This window comes from Pseudoramibacter alactolyticus ATCC 23263 (genome assembly GCF_000185505.1).
GTDB lineage: Bacteria > Bacillota > Clostridia > Eubacteriales > Eubacteriaceae > Pseudoramibacter > Pseudoramibacter alactolyticus.
This window is the reverse complement of record NZ_GL622359.1, coordinates 585,308-607,509: the sequence shown is the minus strand read 5'-3', so window position 1 is coordinate 607,509 and position 22,202 is coordinate 585,308. Positions and strand designations below refer to the sequence as shown.

Genomic DNA, 22,202 nt, shown 5'->3' with positions numbered 1-22,202 from the left:
TATGATGACAGAAGAATATATAAATCAGGAAATTGCATTAGCTTTAGGTTTCTTTGACGGCGTTCACAAGGGACATCAAAAGCTTTTAGAAAAGACGATGGTCATTGCCGAAGCAAATCATTGGCTGTCCGGTGTGATGACCTTTGAAAGTCACCCGCTCAAGTTGATCTTCCCGGCCTATGCGCCCAAAATGATTACAACCAATGCTCAAAAGACAGCTGCGATGAAGGCCATGGGGATTGATCGAATCTTTATCAATCAATTCACGGAAGAATTGATGAACCTATCGCCGGAAGCTTTTATTCGCGATTATTTATTGCTGAAATACAATGTTAGGCATTTGGTGGTCGGCTTTAATTATACTTTCGGCTATAAAGGTGCCGGAATGACTAAGGATCTGGTGGATTTTGGAAGTGAATACGGCTTTACGGTTTCTGTGATGCCGCCGTGTGTCATCGGGGGGGAAACAGTAAGTTCAACGCGCATTCGCGAATTAGTTGCCACGGGGAAAGTGGAGGATGTGCCGCCGCTTTTGGGCCGACCTTATGCCGTCGAGGGAAAGATTGTGACCGGGAAACGCCTTGGACATACCTTCGATGTGCCAACAGCTAATTTGCAGTCGGATGTTTCCGTTATTATGCCAAGCACCGGTGTTTATTTTACAAAAGTGGAACTTGACGGCAAGCAGTATGACGGATTGACCAATTTAGGATATAATCCAACATTTGATAAACATCCATACAGCATTGAAACCTATATTTATGATTTTAATCAAAATATTTACGGACATCATCTGAAGGTGTCATTTTTAAAAAAGATCCGGGATGAAATTAAGTTTGAGTCTGTGGATGCACTTATTGCGCGTATCAAGCACGATATCCATTTTATAGACCAAATGTATCGCAAAAAATAAAAGGATTCTTTAAATAGAGGGCGAAAGGGGATGATTGAATGCCGAAATATTCGGAAGAGATCATTCAGCGTGTCATAGAAGCCAATGATATTATCGATGTGGTCTCCCAATACGTTCAACTGAAAAAATCAGGCCATTCATATATGGGATGTTGTCCATTTCACAATGAACGAACACCATCATTTTCAGTGTCGCAAGATAAACAGCTGTATCATTGCTTTGGCTGTGGTGTGGGGGGAAATGTCATTTCCTTTGTAATGGACAAAGAGAATATGAGCTTTCCGGAAGCGATCCAATATCTGGCGGAACGAGCCAATATTCATTTACCTAAAAGCACTTCCGAAGACGATGCGAAATATCAAAGAAAAGAAACGCTCTATGAGTTAAACCGTGTGTTGGCCAACCATTATTATACACTGCTCAAGCATCAACCCGATGCTCTGGCATATCTTAAAGAAAGAGGCATTGATATCCGAACTATTAAGACCTTCGGATTGGGATACGCAGCGGACCAGTGGCGCGAAGCGTGCCAGTATCTGACGGCAAGGCAATTTAAAATTGACGATATTGTCGATAGTGGTGTGGAAATTAAAAATGACCGTGGGCGATTTTACGATCGCTTTCGCAATCGATTGATGATACCCATTCAAAACGCCAGAGACAAGATCATTGGATTTGGAGGCCGCATTCTTTCCAATGAGGAACATGGCCCGAAATATTTGAATTCTCCCGAGTCGCTGATTTTTTCTAAGGGGACGGAACTTTTTAATTTAAATCGGGCCAAGAAAAACATCGTCGACAATCAGTTGGTGGTGGTAGAAGGCTATATGGATGTTATTGCCCTGTATCAGCGCGGCATTAAAAATACAGTGGCGGCATTGGGAACGGCCTTTACATCCCATCATGCCAAACTTTTAAGCCGCTATGTCGACGAAATCGTTTTGTGCTTTGACGGCGATCAGGCCGGAGAAAACGCAACGAATAAAGCGATCGCGATTCTAAAAAATTCACCGCTTAAAATTAAAGTGGTGCGGCTCAATGCCGAGGATGACCCGGATTCTTATATTCGCAGAAATGGCGTTGACGCTTTCAGACAACAAGTGCGGGAAGCCCAAACAGCCATTGAATATCAGCTGACCTGTCTGAAGAAGGATAATCCATTAAAAACGAATGATGATCGCTTGACCTATGTGAGTCAGGCTGTTCCCATTATTCGGGAAGCGAGGTCTGATATTGAAAAAAACTTTTTTTCCAAATTGGTCGCGCAGAGCACAGGAATTTCTGCTAAAATGATTTATAATGCTGCAATTAAAAACATCGGATATTCAGAAGATCAGATAATGCCGGCTTTTAAAAAATATTTAGCGGAACAAAAGAAAAAAACGCCCAAGGCTGTGCTCCAAGCTGAAAAGAATATCATTATTGGTCTTTTAAACCAAACCATCCCTTTTAATGCGCTTGATTTAACAGAATCACATTTTTCTGATGCGATGTTTCGACAAGCTTTTCACGAAATCAAAAAATGTTATCAGGAAAGAAAACCCATGACAGGGGCCACGGTTATTGCCGCTCTTGATCAGCCAGAAGCGCAGCAAGCATTAACCGCGCTCATCATGGAAAGTTCGAATGGCGAAGCAAGTCCCAAAGAAAGCATTCGCGTGCTTAAGCAATACAAAGATGCTGCAGCGATGCGTGCACTGCAGAAGAAACTTAAAACATTGGATCCGAGCGATCCAGAAGTTGCACGGACATTGAATGCATTAATGGAATTGAAAAAACGAAAAGATAGCATGCAGGAGGTGGAAGATGGCAGATAAAAAAAACACACTGACAAAAGACGGTGTCCTGAAACAAATGGATACCCTTCAGTCTTTGTCGGAAGAGGAAGTCACCCCAGAAATCCAGAATTTGCCCGAAATTCAATCCTTGATCGAAAGAGGCAAACAAAAAGGGATTCTTAATAGCGAAGACATTGAGCACGCCCTATCAGAAAAGGATTTTGACTCCGATGAGATCGATGCAGTGTATCTGTATCTTCAAAAACAAAATATTCGTTTGACATTTAAAGATATGGATATGACGGATTTGGACGATGCCAGTATCGCAGAATTACGTTCCATCGAAAAAGACGAAAAGACGAACAAAAAAGAAGATCTGACGGAAAATGTCAATGTGAATGATCCGGTGCGGCTGTATCTAAAGGAAATCGGTCGTGTGTCGCTATTGACAGCTGACGAAGAAATGGCTATCGCCAAACGGATGGCCGCCGGAGATGAAGATGCCAAAAAGGAATTGGCAGAAGCTAATTTGCGCCTGGTAGTCTCCATCGCTAAGCGTTATGTGGGGCGGGGAATGTCGTTTCTTGATTTAATTCAAGAAGGGAACCTGGGTCTCATCAAGGCGGTTGAAAAATTTGATTATACCAAGGGCTTTAAATTCTCTACCTATGCGACTTGGTGGATCCGCCAGGCCATTACAAGAGCCATTGCCGATCAGGCGAGAACCATCCGCATCCCGGTGCACATGGTTGAAACCATCAATAAATTGATTCGCGTTTCTCGGCAACTTCTGCAGGAATATGGAAGAGAGCCAACTCCGGCTGAAATTGGCAAGGAAATGGGCTTTTCGGAAGATAAAGTGCGGGAAATTCAAAAAATTGCCCAAGATCCGGTTTCGCTTGAAACGCCGATTGGTGAAGAAGAAGACAGCCATTTAGGTGATTTTATTCCGGACGATGAAGCGCCGGCGCCATCAGAAGCGGCATCGTATGCCCTATTAAAAGAACAGTTGATTGATGTTTTGAGCACGTTAACCGACCGGGAAGAAAAAGTGTTGCGGCTGCGCTTCGGTTTGGATGACGGCCGTGCAAGAACACTCGAAGAGGTTGGCAAAGAATTCGATGTCACGCGGGAAAGAATTCGACAAATCGAAGCAAAAGCGCTGCGGAAGCTTCGTCATCCCAGCAGAAGTAAAAAATTAAAGGACTACCTGACCTAAATGTTATCAGAACGGCTGCAGTGTATTGTTGAAGCTGTCGGCAGGGCCGAATGCGTTTTAGACGTCGGAACGGATCACGGTTATGTGCCGATCGCGTTGATTCAAAACGGACAATCAGAACGTGCCATTGCTTCAGATATTTCAATATCTTCACTCCAAAAGACGAAGAAGCAAATTACTCACCGCGGAATGACTGGTATTGAAACTCGGTTAGGATTTGGTTTGGATATTATCGCTCCAGGAGAATGCGATGCGATTGTGATAGCAGGAATGGGCGGCTTGCTGATGGCCGACATTTTGCTGAAAGGCAAAATAAAATTAGGACATCATTTTCATTTGGTTTTGCAACCTATGAATAATGTTCAGACTGTGCGCTTAGCGCTTGAAGCCATCGGCGCTCGTCTTATTCTTGAAAAAATGGTTTTTGAAGATGGTCATTATTATCAGATTATGGCGGCAGAACCGGGAAAAATGCAAATTTCAACGCCCATCGATTATTGGATTGGCCTTGCCGATATTCGCGAGGAAAATAAAACTTTTGAGGAATTTGTGCATCACTTGATTCAAAAGGAAAAACATATCTTGGTTCAGGTGTCTGCCATTAATACGGATGGTGCCCGACGCAAGTGGCATCAGTCTCAAGGAATGCTTGATATGCTAAAGGAGGTTGTTGCTCGTGGATAGCGTTAAGAAAGAACAATACCGAAACAGTGATATTTTTAAAGCTATTGAGCGAAATGCGCCGCGATACTTGGCAGAAAAATGGGATAATGTGGGACTTCAGGTCGGGTCTTATTCACATCCGGTTTGCCGAGTTCTTCTGACCTTGGATGTGACACCCGATGTTGTGGAAGAGGCGATTGAAAAAGATATTGATTTGATCGTTTCCCATCATCCTTTTTTGTTTAACGGTGTGAAGTCTATTTGTGTGGATGATGGCAAGGGTCAGCTCATTGACGCATTGATCGCCCATAAAATATCCGTTTATTCGGCGCATACCAATTTAGATGCCGCCGAATATGGGCTCAATTATTTTATCGCGAAAGCGTTGGGCTTAGAGGAAATGCGTCCGCTTTCTAACAGCCCCAAGGATCGATTGTATAAATTAGTGGTTTTTGTACCGGAGTCACATACGGAGGCCATTCTTCAAGTAATGGGCGATAATGGCGCCGGCTATGTCGGGAAATACAGCCATTGTTCATTCCGTGCGGTCGGCAAGGGAACCTTTAAGCCCCTTTCGGAATCGAAACCATTCATCGGCAGTGAAAATCAAGTGGAAACCGTAGCAGAAGATCGCATCGAGACCGTTATTGATAATGAAATGGCGAAATCTTTGATTCAAAAGATCAAAGCGGTTCATCCCTATGAGACCATGGCCTATGATCTTTATCCTATGGATGAATCATTGACAAAAGAGGCCAACGGTCCGGGAAAAATTGGCGATTTGTCAACGGCATTATTACCCCAGGATTTTTTGGAAAAACTAAAATCTGCTTTGGGCTTGAAGCTTGTTCGCACGGCCGGAAAACCACCCCAGGTAATTAAACGCATCGCTCTTTGCACTGGTGCCGGTGCTGAATTTATGGGATTGGCCAAAGTGCGGAATGCCGATGTTTATGTAACCGGAGATCTCAAATACCATGAGGCCCAAAGCGCACATGAAAATCATCTTTGGGTGGTGGATGCCGGGCATTATGGAACAGAGCACCAGGTAGTGCTTCTTTTAAAAGAAATGATTGCGGCTAACTGCCCGGGTGTCGAAACGATTATTTCAGAAAAAATGTGTGATTTTTTGGAAATCCATTAATGGTTTGTTTACAAACTGCTAAGGTGGCGTATAAATAGATGGGGACTTTAGCACAGCATCAAAGTAGGAGGACGCTATGAAAAAATTATTTACGGGCAACGAAGCCGCCGCGCGCGGTGCGTGGGAAGCTGGGGTAAAATTTGCATCGGCTTATCCGGGCACTCCCAGTACAGAGATCCTGGAGAATCTGGCACTTTATGATGAAGTTCAGACGGAATGGGCGCCTAACGAGAAAGTGGCCGTGGAAGCGGTTGCTGGGGCCTCTATCGCCGGCATTAGAACCTTGGCCTGCATGAAGCATGTGGGCATGAACGTGGCCGCCGATCCCATGTTTACTTTTGCGTATTTGGGTGTCAACGGAGGATCCGTTATTTTGACGGCCGACGAACCCGGAATGTTCTCGTCTCAAAATGAACAGGACAATCGCCGGTATGCGCGCCATGCCAAATTGGCCATGTTTGAACCTTCGGATTCACAGGAGACCAAAGATATGATGAAGGATGCTTATGATGTGTCTGAAACTTTCGACATCCCTGTGTTGTTCAGAATGACCACCCGTGTTGACCATTCCAAGAGCATTGTTGAATGCTCAGATCGCACGGAGGTTGCCGATAAGCCTTACGAAAAAAATATTCAAAAATATTGCCCGCTGCCGGCGTTCACACCGGGAATGCAGCAAAAGTTAGCCCAAAATTTTGAACGCTTAAAAACATTCACCAATGAATGTAAGTGGAATTATTATGAAGATAATCATCAAGATATCGGGATCATTGCATCCGGGGTTTCATATCGCTATGCGAAAGAAGTCTTTGGCGATCAGGCATCCTATTGCAAGATTGGTTTTTCTTATCCTATGCCGATGGACATGATTAAGGCATTTGCTTCCAAGGTCAAGACGATTTATGTTTTGGAAGAAAATGATCCCATCATGGAAACGGAGATCAAAGCAGCCGGGATTGACTGCATTGGGAAAGACTTGTTCCCGCAGATGGGAGAACTGCTCCCGGAAAAGATTCGCGAGGCTGCCTTTGGTAAAAGCCAGGAAGTATTGGCGCCGAACGAAAAAACCGTTGTCGGCCGACCGCCGGCACTTTGTGCGGGCTGCCCGCATCGTGGTTTTTTCTATGAATTAGGCAAATTGAAGAACACCATGATTTTTGGCGACATCGGTTGCTATACTTTAGGGCTTTCCGCGCCGTATAATGCAACGGATGCGCTGATCTGCATGGGTGCTTCAATCTCTGGCGGACACGGCGTGGCGCAGGCCTTTAAAATAAAAGGCGAAGACAAAAAAGTCGTCTCCGTAATCGGGGATTCTACTTTCTTTCATTCCGGCATCACATCCTTGATGGATGCGGCTTATAATAAGAGCTCTTATTTGACCGTGATTTTGGATAACCGCATTACCGGCATGACCGGTCATCAGGAAAATCCGGGAAGCGGTTACGATTTAAAGGGCAATGCAGCGCCGATTGTCGATATTGAAGCGGTTTGCCGGGCTTTAAATATCGAGAATATTCGAACCATCGATCCCAACAATTTGGAAGAAACCAAGGCCGCGCTGGAATGGGGGATTGCCTGCGAAGGACCGGCGGTTATCATCACGCGTTGGCCCTGCGCTTTAAAACGGCTTTCAATGGAAGACAAGAAAGAATTTCCTCAGGTATTTACCGAAAAATACGAAGTCCTCATGGATAAGTGCATCGGATGCAAGCAATGCATCGGAACGGGCTGTCCGGCGTTGGAATTTGGCCGCATTGAAGACCAAAAAATGACCATTACCAATGCCTGTGTGGGCTGCGGCGTTTGTGGCCAGGTTTGTCCGGTCGATGCAATTGTTAAGAAAGCGTGATTATCATGAAGACAAAAAATATTTTATTGGCAGGTGTCGGCGGACAGGGAACGATCACGGCAGCCAAATTGCTGACGACGGGCTTAATGCAGGCCGGCTACGACGTCAAGATGAGTGAAATCCATGGGATGAGCCAGCGAGGCGGTTCGGTCAGTTCGCAGGTGCGCTATGGGGATGAAGTGCAGTCTCCGGTTATCGAATTGGGAACGGCCGATATCCTTGTTGCCTTTGAAAAGATGGAAGCCATGCGCTACATCAATTATCTGAAAGCAGATGGTAAAGTGATTGTTAATGACACGGAAATCTGGCCGATGCCGGTCGTGATCGGCCAGGCGGAATATCATCCGGATATTTTGGGGGAACTTGCTAAAATCGCTGATGCAAAAGTGATTCCGGCTTCAGATATTGCGACGCAAATGGGCAATGAAAAAGTGACAAATGTGATCCTGTTGGGAACAATCGTTAAGGCAATGGGCCTGGAACATATCGATTGGAACCGGATTATCGAAGATAATGTTAAACCGAAATTTGTTGAATTAAACAAAGCGGCAATGGCCAAAGGCATGGCCTTGGTTGCAGAACGAGCCAGCCATTGAAGACAGACCATTATAAATTTTTTCAGCATCGGGAATGCGAATACTTTCCATGCCATCCAATGGAGAACTTGGAGGATTTTAATTGTCTGTTTTGTTATTGTCCTCTTTATGCCTTGGGCAAAGACTGCGGAGGTAATTATACTATTTCGGATAAAGGGGTAAAGATCTGTACCAATTGTTGTTTTCCGCATTATCGGCAAAATTACGATCGTGTCATTCAAAAATTGATGACACTTTTGGAACGAATGAAGCAAGCAAACTTAGCATCAATGCAGAAAGATCAGAAAAAAGAATAAAATCCGTTATCGGGAGAATTGAAGGAGGATAACAGATGAATGTCGCGTGGGGTGTGTTGTTGCTCATAGCATCTTATTTTGTGGGCAATCTCGATTTTGCCTATATCGTTGTTAAAGCTGTTCGCGGTGAGGATATTCGAAATTTTGGCAGCGGTAATGCCGGTACAACAAATGTTCTGAGGACAATGGGACTCAAATACGCTGGTTTAGTTTTACTGTTGGATGCTTTGAAAGGGTCATTATGCATTGTGATAGCACGTTTATTGGAAAGCCATCTGGGATTAAGTCCTTGGTGGACCGCCGGAACGGGTATTGCTGTTTTATGCGGCCACAATTGGCCGGCGCTTTTAAAATTTCGCGGCGGTAAAGGAACCGCGACGTCTATCGGTTTATTTCTCGTCTACGATTGGCGCATTGCGCTTATTTGCATTGCGGTTGGATTGATTTTATTGGTCATTTTTAAAATGGTTTCTCTTTCATCAATGATGGGGATGACCATTTTGCCGTTTGTAGCCCTCGGCTTTTTTGGCGCGCATAATCTTCCGGCTTTGGCACTGACAATTTTTATGGCATTGTCAACAGACATTCAGCATCGCAGCAACATCAAACGAATTTTGAACGGCACTGAAAGCAAAATTGGTCAGCGTGTGGACATGAAAAAATAATATTTCATTCGATTACCGCTGCATAAAAGACCTGAGAGCGTGTTTGCGCTTTTCAGGTCTTTTTGTTATGATGATCAACAGATCAAAAGGATCGAATTAATAAAACGGAACGGAATGAGCTTATGGGTATAAACTATTTTTACAATCATTATTTTAAGCCGCAGGATGTCATTCGGCAGAATCGCGTGTTTTCCCAAGCACATATTGTGCTGGCAACACTGATTGTCTGCGCGATTGTGACCATTATGGCCGTTCAGAAACGAAAGCAGAATCCCTATTTTAGCCAAAAAATTTTGATAGTTTTGGGCGTTTTGATGCTGTTGTTGGAATTGTTCCGAATTGTATGGCGCACGCATTACTACGGTATGCATTGGACGAATTTTCGTTTCGATTGGTGCAATCAAATTTGCATGGTTTTGCCGTTTATAGCAATGTTTCGGATTGAAAAACTCTATCCTTATGTTGATGTGGCAGCATTTCTTGGTGGTGTTGCGGTATTGATTTATCCGCTTTGGGTCTTTTACGATTACGCTGGTATTCATGTGATGTCCGTTCAGAGCATGGTTTCCCATGGTTTAATGGTTACCATTGCGCTGAGTATGCCGATGTCGTCAAAGCAGGGGTATCATCGTTCTCTCAAACAGATGGGAAAGCGACTGATCGGCATGGGTATTATTTTGGCGGTTGCTTTTTGGGCGTCGACATTTTTTAATGCAAATTATCTTTTGATGCGCAATGCAAGGGGGGTCCCGGTAATCAGCGCAATTGCGGCTCCTTATTATTGGCTCGTCGTGCTGCCGATTCTGATTTTTGGGATGGATTTTGCAACAAGATTGCTTCGGCGGTTCGATTTTTGGATGGCCAATCATCGGCCGTATCCGCCGGAAAAAAGAAAGGTGGCATTTTTACATGGCCGCGTATGAACATATTGAGCACACGTTGGTTCCTTTTTACGATGCGCACTCACAGATTTTAATCTTAGGTTCTTTGCCATCTCCCAAATCGCGGGAAGCCGGATTTTATTATGGTCATCCGCGCAATCGCTTTTGGAAAACGTTGGCCGGTGTTTATCAGGAAACGATACCGGAGAGTATCGAGCAGAAACAGTTATTTCTCAAAAAACATTCACTGGCATTGTGGGATGTGATTGGCAGTTGTGATATTCGAGGGGCATCGGATGCATCTATCAAAAATGTACATTACAATGATTTGACGACGATCGTATCACAAACTTCCATTCGGGGAATTGTTACTACCGGGGGAAAAGCGACAAAATTATTCCGAGAGCATTGGGGCTTAAATCCACAGATCAGTAGACTGTCGCATTTGGGGCTCCCGTCCACCAGTCCGGCCAATGCCAAAATGCACCTGGAGGATTTGATCGATGCATATCGATCGATATTATCGTTATAATGAGCCGCTGGTAAGTGGCTTTTTTTGTTAGTAAAAAACAATTGAATCTGCTTAATAACTTCGGAAGAATATAAAATGACAATTATGTCATCTTTGCTTCGAGAAAATAAGCCCCAAATATTGATGTTTTCAAATCTACAAACACAAAATATAGAGTTCAGTTTCGATTTTACTTGAATCTCAATCATGGCGGGCGTATAATAACACTTGTCCCAAACTTTGGAGAAAATGAAAAGATGGAGAATTTTCATGAAGAATGTGATTAAGCGAAACGGCGAAGAAGTTTTATTCAATATCGATAAAATCGTTAACGCGATTACGAAAGCCAATGCAGAAGTGAAACCCATTCGTCAGTTAAATGCGGCCCAAATTCAGGCGGTAGCTGACAATGTGGAAAAACAAATTTCTGCCTATCAGCATGCGGCCGGTGTTGAAGATATTCAGGATTTGGTCGAAACGGGCATTATGGAAATGCGTGGGTATGAGGTGGCCCAGGCGTATATGCATTACCGGGATAAGCGGACGGCCCTCCGCCGGTCAAATACAACAGATCGCAAAATTTTAGCGTTGATTAATCGTGAAAATGAATTGGTCAAACAGGAGAATGCCAATAAAAATCCCACAATTAATTCTACGCAGCGGGACTATATCGCCGGGGAAGTCAGCAAGGATTTATCCAAACGGCTTTTCTTGCCGGAAGATGTGGTGAAAGCCCACGAAGAAGGGATTATCCATTTTCACGACGCTGATTATTTTGCCATGCGCGAGCATAACTGCGATTTGATCAACCTGGAAGATATGCTGCAAAATGGGACGGTTATTTCCGGCACGAAGATTGATAAACCTCATAGTTTTTATACCGCATGCAATATTACTACGCAGATTGTAGCGCAGGTAGCGTCCAACCAATATGGTGGGCAATCCTTTACACTTTCACATCTGGCGCCATTTGTCGACGTGAGCCGGCAAAAAATCCGTCAGCAAGTGATTGAAGAACGCAGGCTCTGCGGTGAAGTTATGAATCGTGAAATTATCGAAAAAATCGTTTTTGCACGCTTAAAAGAAGAAATTAAAAGCGGTATTCAAACCATTCAGTACCAATTGATCACATTGATGACCTGTAATGGGCAGGCGCCGTTTGTTACAATGTTTATGTATTTGGATGAAGTGCCGGACGGGCAGGTGCGTAAGGATCTGGCCCTTATCATTGAAGAAGTGCTCAATCAGCGCATCACAGGCGTTAAAAATGAACAGGATGTCTGGGTTACACCGACATTCCCCAAGTTGATTTATGTGCTGGATGAAGACAATATTTACGAATCAGCCCCGTATTGGTATTTGACCGATTTGGCGGCGCGATGCACGGCCAAACGCATGGTGCCGGACTATATTTCGGCTAAAATCATGAAACAACTCAAACAAGGCAATGTCTATACCTGCATGGGATGTCGCAGTTTTTTAACGGTGGAAGATTCACAGCGCAATTCAGATGGCAGCCACAAATTTTACGGTCGCTTCAATCAAGGCGTGGTGACGGTTAATTTGGTGGATGTAGCGTGTTCATCCGGCGGGGATATGGCCCAATTCTGGGAGATCTTAGACGAAAGGCTGGAACTTTGTCACAAAGCTTTGCGCTGCCGTCACGAACGGCTTTTGGGAACGCCTTCTGATGTGGCGCCGATTTTATGGCAGCATGGTGCGTTGGCGCGACTAAAGTCGGGAGAAACGATTGATGCACTGCTTTATGGTGGTTACAGCACGATTTCCTTGGGATATGCCGGGTTGTATGAAATGTGTCGTTATATGACGGGTAAATCGCACACGGACGATCAAGCGAAAAACTTCGCATTGGCCGTGATGCAAAAGTTGAATGATAAATGTCAAGAGTGGCGGGCAGAAGAAAACATTGCCTATTCGGTTTATGGGACGCCGATGGAATCAACGACCTATAAATTTGCCAAGTGTTTGCAAAAACGATTTGGAATCATCGAAGGGGTGACGGATAAAAACTACATCACCAATTCTTATCATGTCCATGTGACAGAACCCATTGACGCTTTCAGCAAATTAACGTTTGAAGCGGATTTTCAGCGTTTGTCGCCGGGAGGCGCTATCTCCTACGTGGAGGTGCCGAACATGCAGAATAACATTCCGGCAGTTTTGGAAGTGATGAAGCATATTTACAATCATATTACCTATGCTGAATTAAACACGAAGAGTGACTTTTGCGAAGTGTGTGGCTACGATGGTGAAATTAAAGCTGTGGAAAACGAAGCCGGTAAACTTATCTGGGAATGCCCTAATTGCGGCAATCGCGAATTAAATAAAATGTCAGTGGTGCGGCGTGTTTGCGGTTATCTCGGTGGTGCGACGGGCTTTAATCAGGGACGAACGCAGGAGATTAAGGAACGCGTGCTGCATTTGTAACCCGCATGAATTTTATTGAGGATTTGGGAAGTCAGGAAAAAAATGATGCATTACGCTTCGATTCATGAGCATGATATTGCCAATGGCCCGGGCATTCGTTTGAGCTTGTTTGTGTCGGGCTGTCGTCACGCATGTCCGGGTTGTTTCAATCAAGTGGCTTGGGATTTTAATTACGGAGAAGTCTTTTCGAAGCCGGTTTATGAAAAGATTTTATCCGATCTCCGGGAACCTTGCTATCGTGGCCTGACGTTGCTGGGCGGGGAGCCGATGGAACCGGAGAATCAACGAGCGTTGCTTCCTTTTCTGAGGCGTTTTAAACAAGTCTTCCCCCGGATGGATTTGTGGATTTACACTGGGTTTACCTATGAGGTGCTATCAACGGATCCGTCCGAAACGACACAGGCGATCCTTGACTTGACGGATGTGCTGGTGGATGGTCGTTTTATGCAAGAACAAAAGGACATTACTTTATTGTACCGCGGCAGTGCCAATCAGCGGATCATTGACGTTAAAAATTCTCGACAAAAGCAGAAGGTGGTTTTGTGGGATGACCGAAACGTTTCGATCTCCAATCAGGCGTACTGAGCGATGTCAATTCAAACGGATTGGTATTTGAGAATGTCATGATTTGATCCTTTTCATCAGAGAATCTTGCGATAAAGTAAAGTGTTTCTTTAGATACTCGGATTGGGAGCCGCCAGATGTGGCGGCATTTTTTATGGCAGAAATTCAGAATAAAAATTATGCATAGAAAAGTAAGGTGAAATCGAAGGCAGATTTTGATCAGGGCTTGAACACCTTAGAAGAGCAAATAAAGATATATTCGATGGCGAATGCCATTGTGTTATGCGAATAAAAATGAAATTTATTTAGAAAAACTGCGCAAGGAAAATAGATTATAAAACTTCCGAAATGGTGATCATGACACCCTTTTGTGCTGACGTTAATGGGAGATCTGTCAAAGGTGTTGGTTCGGGGAGTGGCGTTCCAAAAATTAAGGATTCCGAAATGTAATTCCCTAAAACAGTCGCGGCGTGATCGAAGGATTCAGCGATCTCCTCAGCCGCGAATCGGATTGGTTCGATCGGCAGATCCGGAAAAGTGATGGTGAAAAAAGTGGGATGAATATCAAAAACGGCAGGATAACTGTATTGACGAGACATAAGGGAGTCCTTTCATTAATTTAGGCCAATTGCCAAGCAAAAATATAGCAGCTTTATTCGTGAAATTGTAAGAACATCAATTATTTGTTATTATATCACAGATTGTAAACTTGAATTTTGATTGTCTGATTGGATATAAGTACTGAAAGGAATAATAATGAAATTATTGATGGTGGACACGGCAACGATTGTGGCCAGTGCTGCAGTGATCGATGATGATCGTTTGATGGCAGAAATGATTGTCAATTATCGCAGAAAGCATTCCGAAAAAATGTTGCCGGCGATTGACCATATGCTGCAGGATTCTGGATTATCTATTCAAGAGATCGATGTTTTCGGCGTGGTGAACGGCCCCGGCTCTTTTACCGGCTTGCGCATTGGTATGGCGACGGTCAAGGGATTTGCTCAGGCTCTTCACAAACCGATGGTAACCGTTTCGACATTGGAGGCGTTGGCGGCTAATTTGTATTGTGCGGATGGGTTGGTTTGTCCCGTTTTGGATGCACAGCGGCAGCAAGTGTACACGGCGACTTATCGGTCGACGGCCGATAGTTTGCAAACGGTATTATCAGAACGGGTATGTACGGTCGATGTGTTGGCGGATATCTTAAAGGATTATGCTGGCCCCATTTATTTTGTGGGAGACGGTGTAAAAAAATATGGCGAGCATTTATGTGAATTGCTATCCGAAGGTATTTGTGCACCGCCATTTATACGGATGAATCGAGCTTCTTCTGCAGCCCAAATCGGGATGCAGAAAATCACTGCAGGTCAAACGACAGATTGCATGCTGGCCACGTTAAATTATATTCGCAAATCCTCTGCGGAAGAAAGATTTGGCTAATAAAATGGCAGATGAAGTTTTGAGCCTGTCTTTTTTTAGCCTTCGACCGATGACTCGTGGTGACATTGCTCAGGTCTTGACGATCGACCGAGCCGCAGGGCTAATTCCCTGGAAGGAGACCTCGTTTTTGCAGGAGATTAAAAATCCATTGGCTCATTATATGGTCATCGAGCATTCGTCAGAGCAGGAACAGGCGTTGCAAATGGTTGGCTTTGCCGGTGAATGGTGTGTGGTGGATGAAGCGCAGATCATGAAGGTTGCCGTGTTGCCGGATTGGCAGCAGCGTGGTCTCGGTCGACGATTGATGAAAGTCATGATGGATCATGCACGCCTAAACGGCTGCACAAAAATGACTTTGGAAGTCAAGCAAAAAAATCATCAAGCCCTTAAACTTTATCGTCACCTGGGATTTGAAATAATTGGAAAGCGTGAGCAATATTATCCCGATGGCTCGAACGCTTATCTGATGTCGGTCCCGTTATGAATAGAGAAATGGAATGTGAATATGAAAATTTTGAGCATTGAAACATCTTGCGACGAAACATCTGTTGCCATCGTCGAAGACGGTCGAAAAATTTTGACAGATCAAATTTATACGCAAATCGCGATCCATCGCAAATACGGTGGTGTGGTTCCGGAGATTGCATCGCGTAATCACGTTATTAAACTGCCCTATGTGATTCAAGATGCATTGGATGATATCGGTTTAATCCTTGAAGCGGTTGACGCGATCGCCGTGACCCGCGGCCCGGGATTGGTCGGGGCGCTTTTGGTGGGGGTTTCGGAAGCCAAGGCGCTGGCCTACGCGTTGGGAAAGCCGTTGATTGGTGTCAATCATATCGAAGGGCATATTGCGGCCAATTATTTGGCTTTTCCTACGTTAACACCACCGTTTTTGGCGTTGGTGGTTTCCGGCGGTCATACAAATTTGGTTTTGGTAGAAAATTACGAGAGCAATATTATTTTGGGACAAACAAGGGATGATGCGGCTGGGGAAGCATTTGACAAAGTGGCTCGTGTTTTGGGCTATCCTTACCCCGGCGGTCCAGCTATCGACCGAGCCGCCGAAATGGGTGATCCGGATTTTGTGGATTTTCCACGCGTCTTTTTGGAAAAAGATACCTTTGATTTTAGTTTTTCCGGATTAAAATCCGCCGTTTTAAACTATTTGAATCATTGCAAGATGAAAAATATCGCTTATAAGCCGGAGGACATTGCCGCGTCTTTTCAGGCGTCTGTGGTTGAAGTGCTTGTGAAGAAAACCATAGACTGCGTCAGATCAACCGGAATGAATAAAATTTGTGTCGCCGGCGGCGTGTCTGCCAATCGGGGACTTCGCGACGCTTTGAAGCAGGCATGCCAGGAGAATGGATGGGAACTGTATTATCCACCGTTGACGTTGTGCACGGATAATGCCGCAATGATTGGGGCACGCGCTTACTATGATTTTAAAGCCGGCCGACTGTCCGGTTGGGATTTAAATGCAGAACCGGGATTGGAACTGCCGGCGCAATTTGCCGATTCTTTATCTTAAAAGAAATAAAAAAACTGAAAAAATGATTGCAAAAATTCAGCCAATCGATTAACATACTATTAGCACTCGGATATATTGAGTGCTAATAGAGAAATGCTATTTTATTAATTTATTAGGAGGCATTAATATGAAGTTAAGACCTTTGGGTGATAAGCTCGTCGTTAAAGTCAAGGAAGAAGAAGCAAAAACCAGTTCTGGTATTGTTTTGCCGGATTCCGCACAGGAAAAACCCCAACAGGGAGAAGTTATCGCTGTCGGCTCCGGCGAAGTGATCGACGGGAAAAAAGTGCCGCTGGACGTTCGGGTCGGTGATCAGGTGATTTATTCCAAATATTCAGGCAACGAAGTCAAAGTGGAAGGTGAACAATTTTTGATCATCAAACAAAGCGACGTTTTAGCGATTGTTGAATAAAGAAAAAAGAACGTGTTCTATTTATAATTTAAATTGAGGAGGCTATTTGTATGGCAAAAGATGTTAAATACCGCGCAGACGCAAGAGAAGCTTTAATCAGTGGCGTCGATCAGCTGGCAGATGCAGTTAAAATTACTTTGGGACCAAAGGGCAGAAATGTATTGCTTTCAAAAACATATGGTGCCCCGACAATCACCAATGATGGTGTGACCATTGCAAAGGAAATCGAATTAGAAGACGCTTTTGAAAATATGGGCGCACAGCTGGTGAAGGAAGTTGCTACCAAAACCAACGATGTTGCTGGTGACGGAACAACGACGGCAACCCTTTTGGCACAGGCGATTGTTCGGGAAGGCAATCGCAATGTGGTGGCTGGTGCGAATCCGATAGTTTTGAAGAAAGGGATTGAAAAAGCGGTCGATGTGGTTGTCGATGGCTTGAAGGCATTGTCTCAGCCGGTTCAATCCGAAAAATCCAAAGAACAGGTTGCGTCGATTTCCGCGCAAAATGAAAAAATCGGTCAGCTGATTGCTGAAGCCATGGCCAAGGTTGGCGATGATGGCGTGATCACGGTTGAAGAAGGTAAAGGGATGGGAACCGAACTTGACTTTACCGAAGGGATGCAGTTTGATCGCGGGTATTTATCGGGTTATATGGTAACGGATACCGAAAAAATGGTTTCCGAATTGGATAACCCGTATATCTTAATTACAGATAAAAAGATTTCCAATATCCAGGAAATTTTGCCGGTGCTCGAACAGATTGTCCAGCAGGGCGGAAAGCTCCTCATTATTGCTGAAGATGTCGAAGGCGAAGCTTTAACCACATTGGTTTTGAACAAATTGCGCGGGACCTTCAATTGTGTGGCCGTTAAAGCGCCTGGCTTCGGCGACAGAAGAAAGGCCATGCTTCAGGATATCGCCATTTTAACCGGCGGGCAGGTCATTTCCGAAGAAGTCGGTCTTGAATTAAAAGATACCACCGTTGAACAATTAGGCCGCGCTCGTCAGGTGAAAGTCGATAAAGAAAATACAATCATTGTTGACGGCCAGGGCGACAAAGTTGCTGTGGAAGAACGCGTTGCGCAGATTAAAGCGCAGATTCCGGCCACCGACTCCGACTATGACCGTGAAAAGCTTCAGGAACGCTTGGCAAAACTGGCTGGTGGTGTTGCCGTGATTCAGGTTGGTGCAGCCACAGAAGTTGAACTGAAGGAAATGAAATATCGCATTGAAGACGCGCTGAATGCAACCAGGGCTGCCGTTCAGGAAGGGATTGTTCCCGGCGGCGGAACCGCATTGCTCGACACCGTTGACGATGTTGATAAATTGGTTGCCACGTTAGAAGGCGATGAAAAAATTGGTGCGGCCATCATCCGCAGAGCCATTGAAGAACCGGTTCGCCAGATTGCAGAAAATGCTGGTGTGGAAGGTTCTGTCATTGTCAATGAACTTCGGAAAAAGGAAAAGGGCATTGGCTATGATGTCTTGACCGACAGATATGTCGACATGGTCGAAAAGGGCATTATTGATCCGACCAAAGTCACCAGAATAGCCATTCAAAATGCGGCTTCCATTACAGCCATGCTCTTGACAACGGAAGTGGCCGTGGCAGACCATCCTGAAGAAAATCCGGCTCCGGCCATGCCAGCAGGTGCCGGTATGGGCGGCATGATGTAATTGCTGATTATATATTTGAAAAATCATTCAAGGCTGTAGACGAATGTCTGCAGTCTTGTTTTTAATTTAGTGCAAATAAACTTTAAAATCATGTAAAATAAGAAATATGGTATGATAGAAAACTACTACGAAACTATCAGGAGGTTAGGTCATGCCGATTTTAGTTCAGAATGATTTGCCGGCAAAAAAAATTTTAGAATCCGAAAATATTTTTGTGATGGATGAACGGCGTGCACACACACAGCAGATTCGGCCATTGCAAATTTGCATATTGAATCTGATGCCATTAAAAGAAGATACGGAACTGGATCTGCTGCGCGTGCTGTCCAATTTTCCGATTCAAACGCAGATCACTTTTATGAAAACAGAAAGTTATGAACCAACACATACGGCGACCTCTCATCTCAATAAATTTTATCAGACTTTTTCTGAGTTAAAGAACGAGCGCTTTGATGGACTCGTTATTACTGGCGCGCCAGTTGAAAAAATGTCCTTTGAAAAAGTGGAGTACTGGGATGAGATTACGGCCATTATGACATGGTCAAAAACCCATGTTTTCACAACGTTTCATATTTGTTGGGGTGCTCAGGCCGGCCTTTATTATCATCACGGGATTCAAAAGGTTGCGCTGGAGAAAAAAATTTCGGGGATTTATGAGCATCGGGTTTTGCATCATAAAAAAATGTTGATGCGCGGCATGGACGATGTTTTTTATATCCCGCATTCGCGCTATACGGGGATTGATGAAGCGGCTGTTGCCCAAAATTCGGAACTTTATGTTTGCGCAAGCGGAGAAGAAGTCGGATCGACCATTATTCTGGCTTATTCTTCTCGGCAGATTTTTGTTTTAGGCCATACTGAATACGATCGGATGGAATTAGATAAAGAGTATAAGCGCGACATGAAGGCAGGACTTGATCCGGATATCCCGGTGAATTATTATCCCAACGATGATCCCTCGCGGGGACCGCTTTTACGCTGGCGATCCGTTTCTAATTGCCTGTATACCAATTGGCTCCATTTTATGTATCAGGGAACGCCTTATGAACTCAATAATCTGACACCGGTCGAGACCGATTGTTATGCGGGTAAAACGGGCAGCACAGATCAAATCTGAGCGAATACAGCAAAGTTAAAATCAAAGATAAAAACACAATCCTTTTGGATTCTGGTCGGTAGTCCAGAAATGTGAAAACATTCAGTAGCCTTCCCAATTGGGCCAAAAGCAAGAGCGCTAAAAAAGCAAGTGCCTATGTGGTTGCCGGCACGAAAATTGCAGTCAATGTCATCAAAGACGGTATTGAAAAGTGTCAGGCTGGTTATGGCGATATCGCGGCGGATGCCGATATGATCACAGAAAAATATTATGCAGATAAAGAAGCTGAAGAATCGGCAGAAAAAATTGCTCAGAAAACTGCAGAAGTAAGCGAATGATGGGAAGGGCGTAGCGCCATGAAATTTCGACTGATTCATCAAAGCCCGAATCGTTTTCATTTGGATTTAACGAAAAAACGTTTGACAGAAAGCGAAGCGGACGTGCTTTATTACACCTTGATTGAAATGTCCGGTGTTACGCATGTGAAAGTTTATACGCGGACGGCGCAATTAGCGGTGATTTATAACGGTGTGCGTTCAGCACTATTGGATTACATTTCGGCGATGGATTTAGATGATCCGGCACTGAAAGAGAATGTGCCGACAGTGTCATCTCGGGCAACCAATGAACATTTTAAAGAAAAAATCATCAATAAAATTATTTCAAAAGCCTTTAGAACGTTGTGTCTGCCGGTGCCGATTCGGACAGCTGTGACCATTATCCACGCGACGCCTTTTGTTTTTCGCGGATTAAAGGATTTATGGCAGAAAAATTTTTCGGCGGAGATCATCCATGCAGCAGCCGTTTTGGCAGCGCTTTTGACTGGCGAATTTGAAACGGCAAGCTCTGTGGTTTTCCTAACGGAAATTGGTGAAATTCTTGAAGAATGGACTTATAAAAAGTCTGTGGACGATTTGGCCCAGTCTTTGTCGCTGAATGTTGAAAAGGTTTGGAAAGTCGAAGCAGATGGTTCGGAACATCAGGTTTCCCTTAACCATATGCAAAACGGCGATCGATTCCGAATCACCATGGGGAACATGATTCCGTTGGACGGCAAGGTGACCGATGGGGAAGCTTTGGTCAATCAAGCCGCGCTGACGGGAGAACCTTTAGCGGTCAGTAAATATCCCGGCGTGACGGTTTATGCCGGCACCGTCTTGGAAGAGGGGGAATTGACCGTGCAGGTGGTCTCTGCCACGGGGGAAACGCGCTATGACAAGATTGTCAAAATGATTGAGCAGTCGGAAAACATGGCGGCTTTGACCCAGATGAAAGCCGTTTCGGTTGCAGATAAATTGGTGCCCTGGACCTTTGGGGCCGCGCTTCTGGCATTCGTCTTGACCCGGGATGTCATGAAAGCAGCATCGGTGCTTATGGCGGACTTCTCTTGCGCGGTTGAGGTGGCGATGCCTATTGCCGTGCTTTCCGCTATGCGGGAAGCCGGCCGCCATCAAATGACGGTTAAGGGCGGCAAGTTTTTGGAATCCATTGCGAAAGCAGACACGATTATTTTCGATAAAACCGGCACTTTAACCAAAGCCACGCCAGTAGTTCGAAAGGTCATGACATTCGGCGACCGCGATCCAGATGAGATGCTGCGCATTGCCGCCTGTCTGGAGGAACATTTCCCGCATTCTCTGGCCAATGCCGTGGTTAAAGCCGCCGCAGCAAAGAATCTTGAACATAAAGAAATGCACACTAAGGCTGAATATATTGTGGCACATGGTATTGCCGCGGAAATTGACGATCAGCGAGTGGTGATCGGCTCTTATCATTTTCTTTTCGAAGACGAAGGCGTGAAGATGAGCGACAGCATTCAAGCATCACTGGCAGCCATGCCGCCAGAATACAGTCATCTTTATATGGCGATCGGCGGAGAATTGGTTGCGGCACTCGGCATCTCTGACCCGATCAAAGCAGAAGCACCGCAAATTATCCAAGCGTTAAAAACCGTTGGATTCCATCACATCGTGATGATGACAGGAGATAGCGACAAAACGGCAAAAGTGATCGCCGCGCAGGCCGGTATTGAAGAATACTATTCTGAAGTGTTGCCGGAAGATAAGGCCCGTTATGTGGAAAAACAACGGGCCACCGGGCGCAAAGTAATCATGATCGGCGACGGCATTAACGATTCACCGGCACTATCAGCGGCGGATGTCGGGGTTGCGATTAAAGAGGGAGCGGATATCGCGCAGGAAATTGCGGATGTAACCATCTCTGGATCCGATTTGGATCAGCTGGTGGTTTTGAAAAAGATATCGGATCAGCTGATGAAGCGCATGCATCATACGTATGTGATCGGCAATGTTTTAAATGGAAGTATTTTGGCCGGGGGCATTGCCGGCATCATCGTTCCCCAAACGGGAGCCATTTTGCATAATGCTTCAACCATTGGGCTGTGTCTGAACAATATGCGGGATTTATCGCCGGAAAATGATGATACGGATGTAGTCTGTGTCGTTTAAACATATAATAAAAAAAGCTCTGCAAAATGATGTGCCCCCC

At 44.8% G+C, this 22,202-nt stretch carries 22 protein-coding genes; 21 read left to right on the top strand and 1 reads right to left on the bottom strand.

What is annotated here, in order from left to right:
* The first annotated feature begins 1 nt into the window (after position 1).
* The 13 genes from HMPREF0721_RS02925 (at position 2) to nrdG (ending at position 13,551) form a co-directional block, all read left to right on the top strand.
* On the top strand, positions 2 to 913 hold the full coding sequence (locus tag HMPREF0721_RS02925) for a bifunctional riboflavin kinase/FAD synthetase (protein WP_006598049.1): 912 nt from the start codon (positions 2 to 4) through the stop codon (positions 911 to 913).
* A 38-nt stretch (positions 914 to 951) separates the two neighbouring features.
* Positions 952 to 2,730, top strand: coding sequence for a DNA primase (gene dnaG / locus HMPREF0721_RS02920; RefSeq protein WP_006598048.1), 1,779 nt, complete (start codon positions 952 to 954; stop codon positions 2,728 to 2,730).
* Positions 2,720 to 3,910 carry an RNA polymerase sigma factor RpoD gene (gene rpoD, locus HMPREF0721_RS02915; RefSeq protein ID WP_006598047.1) on the top strand — a complete coding sequence of 397 codons (1,191 nt, stop codon included), beginning with the start codon at positions 2,720 to 2,722 and terminating at the stop codon, positions 3,908 to 3,910. The genes dnaG and rpoD overlap by 11 nt, the downstream gene beginning before the upstream one ends.
* Complete coding sequence (locus tag HMPREF0721_RS11430; RefSeq protein ID WP_006598046.1) at positions 3,911 to 4,594, top strand: tRNA (adenine(22)-N(1))-methyltransferase; 684 nt, start codon at positions 3,911 to 3,913, stop codon at positions 4,592 to 4,594. It begins immediately after the preceding gene.
* Positions 4,587 to 5,717, top strand: coding sequence for a Nif3-like dinuclear metal center hexameric protein (locus HMPREF0721_RS02905; RefSeq protein ID WP_006598045.1), 1,131 nt, complete (start codon positions 4,587 to 4,589; stop codon positions 5,715 to 5,717). Before HMPREF0721_RS11430 ends, HMPREF0721_RS02905 begins: the two co-directional genes overlap by 8 nt.
* A 76-nt stretch (positions 5,718 to 5,793) precedes the next feature.
* Positions 5,794 to 7,569, top strand: a complete 1,776-nt coding sequence (gene iorA, locus HMPREF0721_RS02900; protein WP_006598044.1) for an indolepyruvate ferredoxin oxidoreductase subunit alpha — start codon at positions 5,794 to 5,796, stop codon at positions 7,567 to 7,569.
* Between the two features lie 5 nt (positions 7,570 to 7,574).
* Positions 7,575 to 8,165, top strand: coding sequence for an indolepyruvate oxidoreductase subunit beta (locus HMPREF0721_RS02895; protein ID WP_040639869.1), 591 nt, complete (start codon positions 7,575 to 7,577; stop codon positions 8,163 to 8,165).
* Positions 8,162 to 8,461 (top strand): cysteine-rich small domain-containing protein, encoded by a 300-nt coding sequence (locus tag HMPREF0721_RS02890; protein ID WP_040639868.1) that lies wholly within the window; start codon positions 8,162 to 8,164, stop codon positions 8,459 to 8,461. The genes HMPREF0721_RS02895 and HMPREF0721_RS02890 overlap by 4 nt, the downstream gene beginning before the upstream one ends.
* A gap of 35 nt (positions 8,462 to 8,496) precedes the next feature.
* Positions 8,497 to 9,126, top strand: coding sequence for a glycerol-3-phosphate 1-O-acyltransferase PlsY (plsY, locus tag HMPREF0721_RS02885; protein ID WP_006598041.1), 630 nt, complete (start codon positions 8,497 to 8,499; stop codon positions 9,124 to 9,126).
* A 122-nt stretch (positions 9,127 to 9,248) separates the two neighbouring features.
* A complete protein-coding gene (locus tag HMPREF0721_RS02880) occupies positions 9,249 to 10,049 on the top strand; it encodes a TMEM164 family acyltransferase (protein WP_006598040.1) in 801 nt (266 codons plus the stop codon).
* Positions 10,036 to 10,539: a DNA-deoxyinosine glycosylase gene (locus tag HMPREF0721_RS02875; protein WP_040639867.1), complete on the top strand. Its 504-nt coding sequence runs from the start codon at positions 10,036 to 10,038 to the stop codon at positions 10,537 to 10,539. The genes HMPREF0721_RS02880 and HMPREF0721_RS02875 overlap by 14 nt, the downstream gene beginning before the upstream one ends.
* Before the next feature lie 249 nt (positions 10,540 to 10,788).
* Complete coding sequence (gene nrdD / locus HMPREF0721_RS02870; protein WP_006598038.1) at positions 10,789 to 12,966, top strand: anaerobic ribonucleoside-triphosphate reductase; 2,178 nt, start codon at positions 10,789 to 10,791, stop codon at positions 12,964 to 12,966.
* 42 nt (positions 12,967 to 13,008) lie between these two features.
* The gene (gene nrdG, locus HMPREF0721_RS02865) at positions 13,009 to 13,551 is read left to right on the top strand and encodes an anaerobic ribonucleoside-triphosphate reductase activating protein (RefSeq protein WP_006598037.1); all 543 of its coding nucleotides are present in this window, start codon (positions 13,009 to 13,011) and stop codon (positions 13,549 to 13,551) included.
* Between the two features lie 311 nt (positions 13,552 to 13,862).
* On the opposite strand, the gene HMPREF0721_RS11720 is transcribed toward nrdG, so the two are convergent.
* Positions 13,863 to 14,129 carry a type II toxin-antitoxin system HicB family antitoxin gene (locus HMPREF0721_RS11720; protein ID WP_006598035.1) on the bottom strand — a complete coding sequence of 89 codons (267 nt, stop codon included), beginning with the start codon at positions 14,127 to 14,129 and terminating at the stop codon, positions 13,863 to 13,865.
* A gap of 157 nt (positions 14,130 to 14,286) precedes the next feature.
* On the opposite strand from HMPREF0721_RS11720, the gene tsaB reads away from it, so the two are divergent.
* The 8 genes from tsaB (at position 14,287) to HMPREF0721_RS02825 (ending at position 22,162) form a co-directional block, all read left to right on the top strand.
* A complete protein-coding gene (tsaB, locus tag HMPREF0721_RS02860; RefSeq protein ID WP_006598034.1) occupies positions 14,287 to 14,973 on the top strand; it encodes a tRNA (adenosine(37)-N6)-threonylcarbamoyltransferase complex dimerization subunit type 1 TsaB in 687 nt (228 codons plus the stop codon).
* On the top strand, positions 14,966 to 15,457 hold the full coding sequence (gene rimI, locus HMPREF0721_RS02855) for a ribosomal protein S18-alanine N-acetyltransferase (RefSeq protein WP_050786949.1): 492 nt from the start codon (positions 14,966 to 14,968) through the stop codon (positions 15,455 to 15,457). The genes tsaB and rimI overlap by 8 nt, the downstream gene beginning before the upstream one ends.
* A 21-nt stretch (positions 15,458 to 15,478) precedes the next feature.
* Positions 15,479 to 16,507, top strand: coding sequence for a tRNA (adenosine(37)-N6)-threonylcarbamoyltransferase complex transferase subunit TsaD (tsaD, locus tag HMPREF0721_RS02850; RefSeq protein ID WP_006598032.1), 1,029 nt, complete (start codon positions 15,479 to 15,481; stop codon positions 16,505 to 16,507).
* A 127-nt stretch (positions 16,508 to 16,634) separates the two neighbouring features.
* A complete protein-coding gene (groES, locus tag HMPREF0721_RS02845; protein ID WP_006598031.1) occupies positions 16,635 to 16,919 on the top strand; it encodes a co-chaperone GroES in 285 nt (94 codons plus the stop codon).
* A gap of 50 nt (positions 16,920 to 16,969) precedes the next feature.
* Complete coding sequence (groL, locus tag HMPREF0721_RS02840) at positions 16,970 to 18,598, top strand: chaperonin GroEL (protein ID WP_006598030.1); 1,629 nt, start codon at positions 16,970 to 16,972, stop codon at positions 18,596 to 18,598.
* Between the two features lie 151 nt (positions 18,599 to 18,749).
* The gene (locus HMPREF0721_RS02835; RefSeq protein WP_006598029.1) at positions 18,750 to 19,715 is read left to right on the top strand and encodes a homoserine O-succinyltransferase; all 966 of its coding nucleotides are present in this window, start codon (positions 18,750 to 18,752) and stop codon (positions 19,713 to 19,715) included.
* A 71-nt stretch (positions 19,716 to 19,786) separates the two neighbouring features.
* Positions 19,787 to 20,032 (top strand): hypothetical protein, encoded by a 246-nt coding sequence (locus HMPREF0721_RS02830; protein ID WP_006598028.1) that lies wholly within the window; start codon positions 19,787 to 19,789, stop codon positions 20,030 to 20,032.
* 18 nt (positions 20,033 to 20,050) lie between these two features.
* On the top strand, positions 20,051 to 22,162 hold the full coding sequence (locus HMPREF0721_RS02825; RefSeq protein ID WP_006598027.1) for a heavy metal translocating P-type ATPase: 2,112 nt from the start codon (positions 20,051 to 20,053) through the stop codon (positions 22,160 to 22,162).
* Positions 22,163 to 22,202 lie beyond the last annotated feature (40 nt).

What these genes read in the sequence shown, in the direction of transcription:
- HMPREF0721_RS02925 (WP_006598049.1), top strand. Translation starts at nt 2, where the DNA reads ATGATGACAGAAGAATATATAAATCAGGAAATTGCATTAGCTTTAGGT.
- dnaG (WP_006598048.1), top strand. Translation starts at nt 952, where the DNA reads ATGCCGAAATATTCGGAAGAGATCATTCAGCGTGTCATAGAAGCCAAT.
- rpoD (WP_006598047.1), top strand. Translation starts at nt 2,720, where the DNA reads ATGGCAGATAAAAAAAACACACTGACAAAAGACGGTGTCCTGAAACAA.
- HMPREF0721_RS11430 (WP_006598046.1), top strand. Translation starts at nt 3,911, where the DNA reads ATGTTATCAGAACGGCTGCAGTGTATTGTTGAAGCTGTCGGCAGGGCC.
- iorA (WP_006598044.1), top strand. Translation starts at nt 5,794, where the DNA reads ATGAAAAAATTATTTACGGGCAACGAAGCCGCCGCGCGCGGTGCGTGG.
- HMPREF0721_RS02895 (WP_040639869.1), top strand. Translation starts at nt 7,575, where the DNA reads ATGAAGACAAAAAATATTTTATTGGCAGGTGTCGGCGGACAGGGAACG.
- plsY (WP_006598041.1), top strand. Translation starts at nt 8,497, where the DNA reads ATGAATGTCGCGTGGGGTGTGTTGTTGCTCATAGCATCTTATTTTGTG.
- HMPREF0721_RS02880 (WP_006598040.1), top strand. Translation starts at nt 9,249, where the DNA reads ATGGGTATAAACTATTTTTACAATCATTATTTTAAGCCGCAGGATGTC.
- HMPREF0721_RS02875 (WP_040639867.1), top strand. Translation starts at nt 10,036, where the DNA reads ATGGCCGCGTATGAACATATTGAGCACACGTTGGTTCCTTTTTACGAT.
- nrdD (WP_006598038.1), top strand. Translation starts at nt 10,789, where the DNA reads ATGAAGAATGTGATTAAGCGAAACGGCGAAGAAGTTTTATTCAATATC.
- nrdG (WP_006598037.1), top strand. Translation starts at nt 13,009, where the DNA reads ATGATGCATTACGCTTCGATTCATGAGCATGATATTGCCAATGGCCCG.
- HMPREF0721_RS11720 (WP_006598035.1), bottom strand. Translation starts at nt 14,129, where the DNA reads ATGTCTCGTCAATACAGTTATCCTGCCGTTTTTGATATTCATCCCACT.
- tsaB (WP_006598034.1), top strand. Translation starts at nt 14,287, where the DNA reads ATGAAATTATTGATGGTGGACACGGCAACGATTGTGGCCAGTGCTGCA.
- tsaD (WP_006598032.1), top strand. Translation starts at nt 15,479, where the DNA reads ATGAAAATTTTGAGCATTGAAACATCTTGCGACGAAACATCTGTTGCC.
- groES (WP_006598031.1), top strand. Translation starts at nt 16,635, where the DNA reads ATGAAGTTAAGACCTTTGGGTGATAAGCTCGTCGTTAAAGTCAAGGAA.
- groL (WP_006598030.1), top strand. Translation starts at nt 16,970, where the DNA reads ATGGCAAAAGATGTTAAATACCGCGCAGACGCAAGAGAAGCTTTAATC.
- HMPREF0721_RS02835 (WP_006598029.1), top strand. Translation starts at nt 18,750, where the DNA reads ATGCCGATTTTAGTTCAGAATGATTTGCCGGCAAAAAAAATTTTAGAA.
- HMPREF0721_RS02825 (WP_006598027.1), top strand. Translation starts at nt 20,051, where the DNA reads ATGAAATTTCGACTGATTCATCAAAGCCCGAATCGTTTTCATTTGGAT.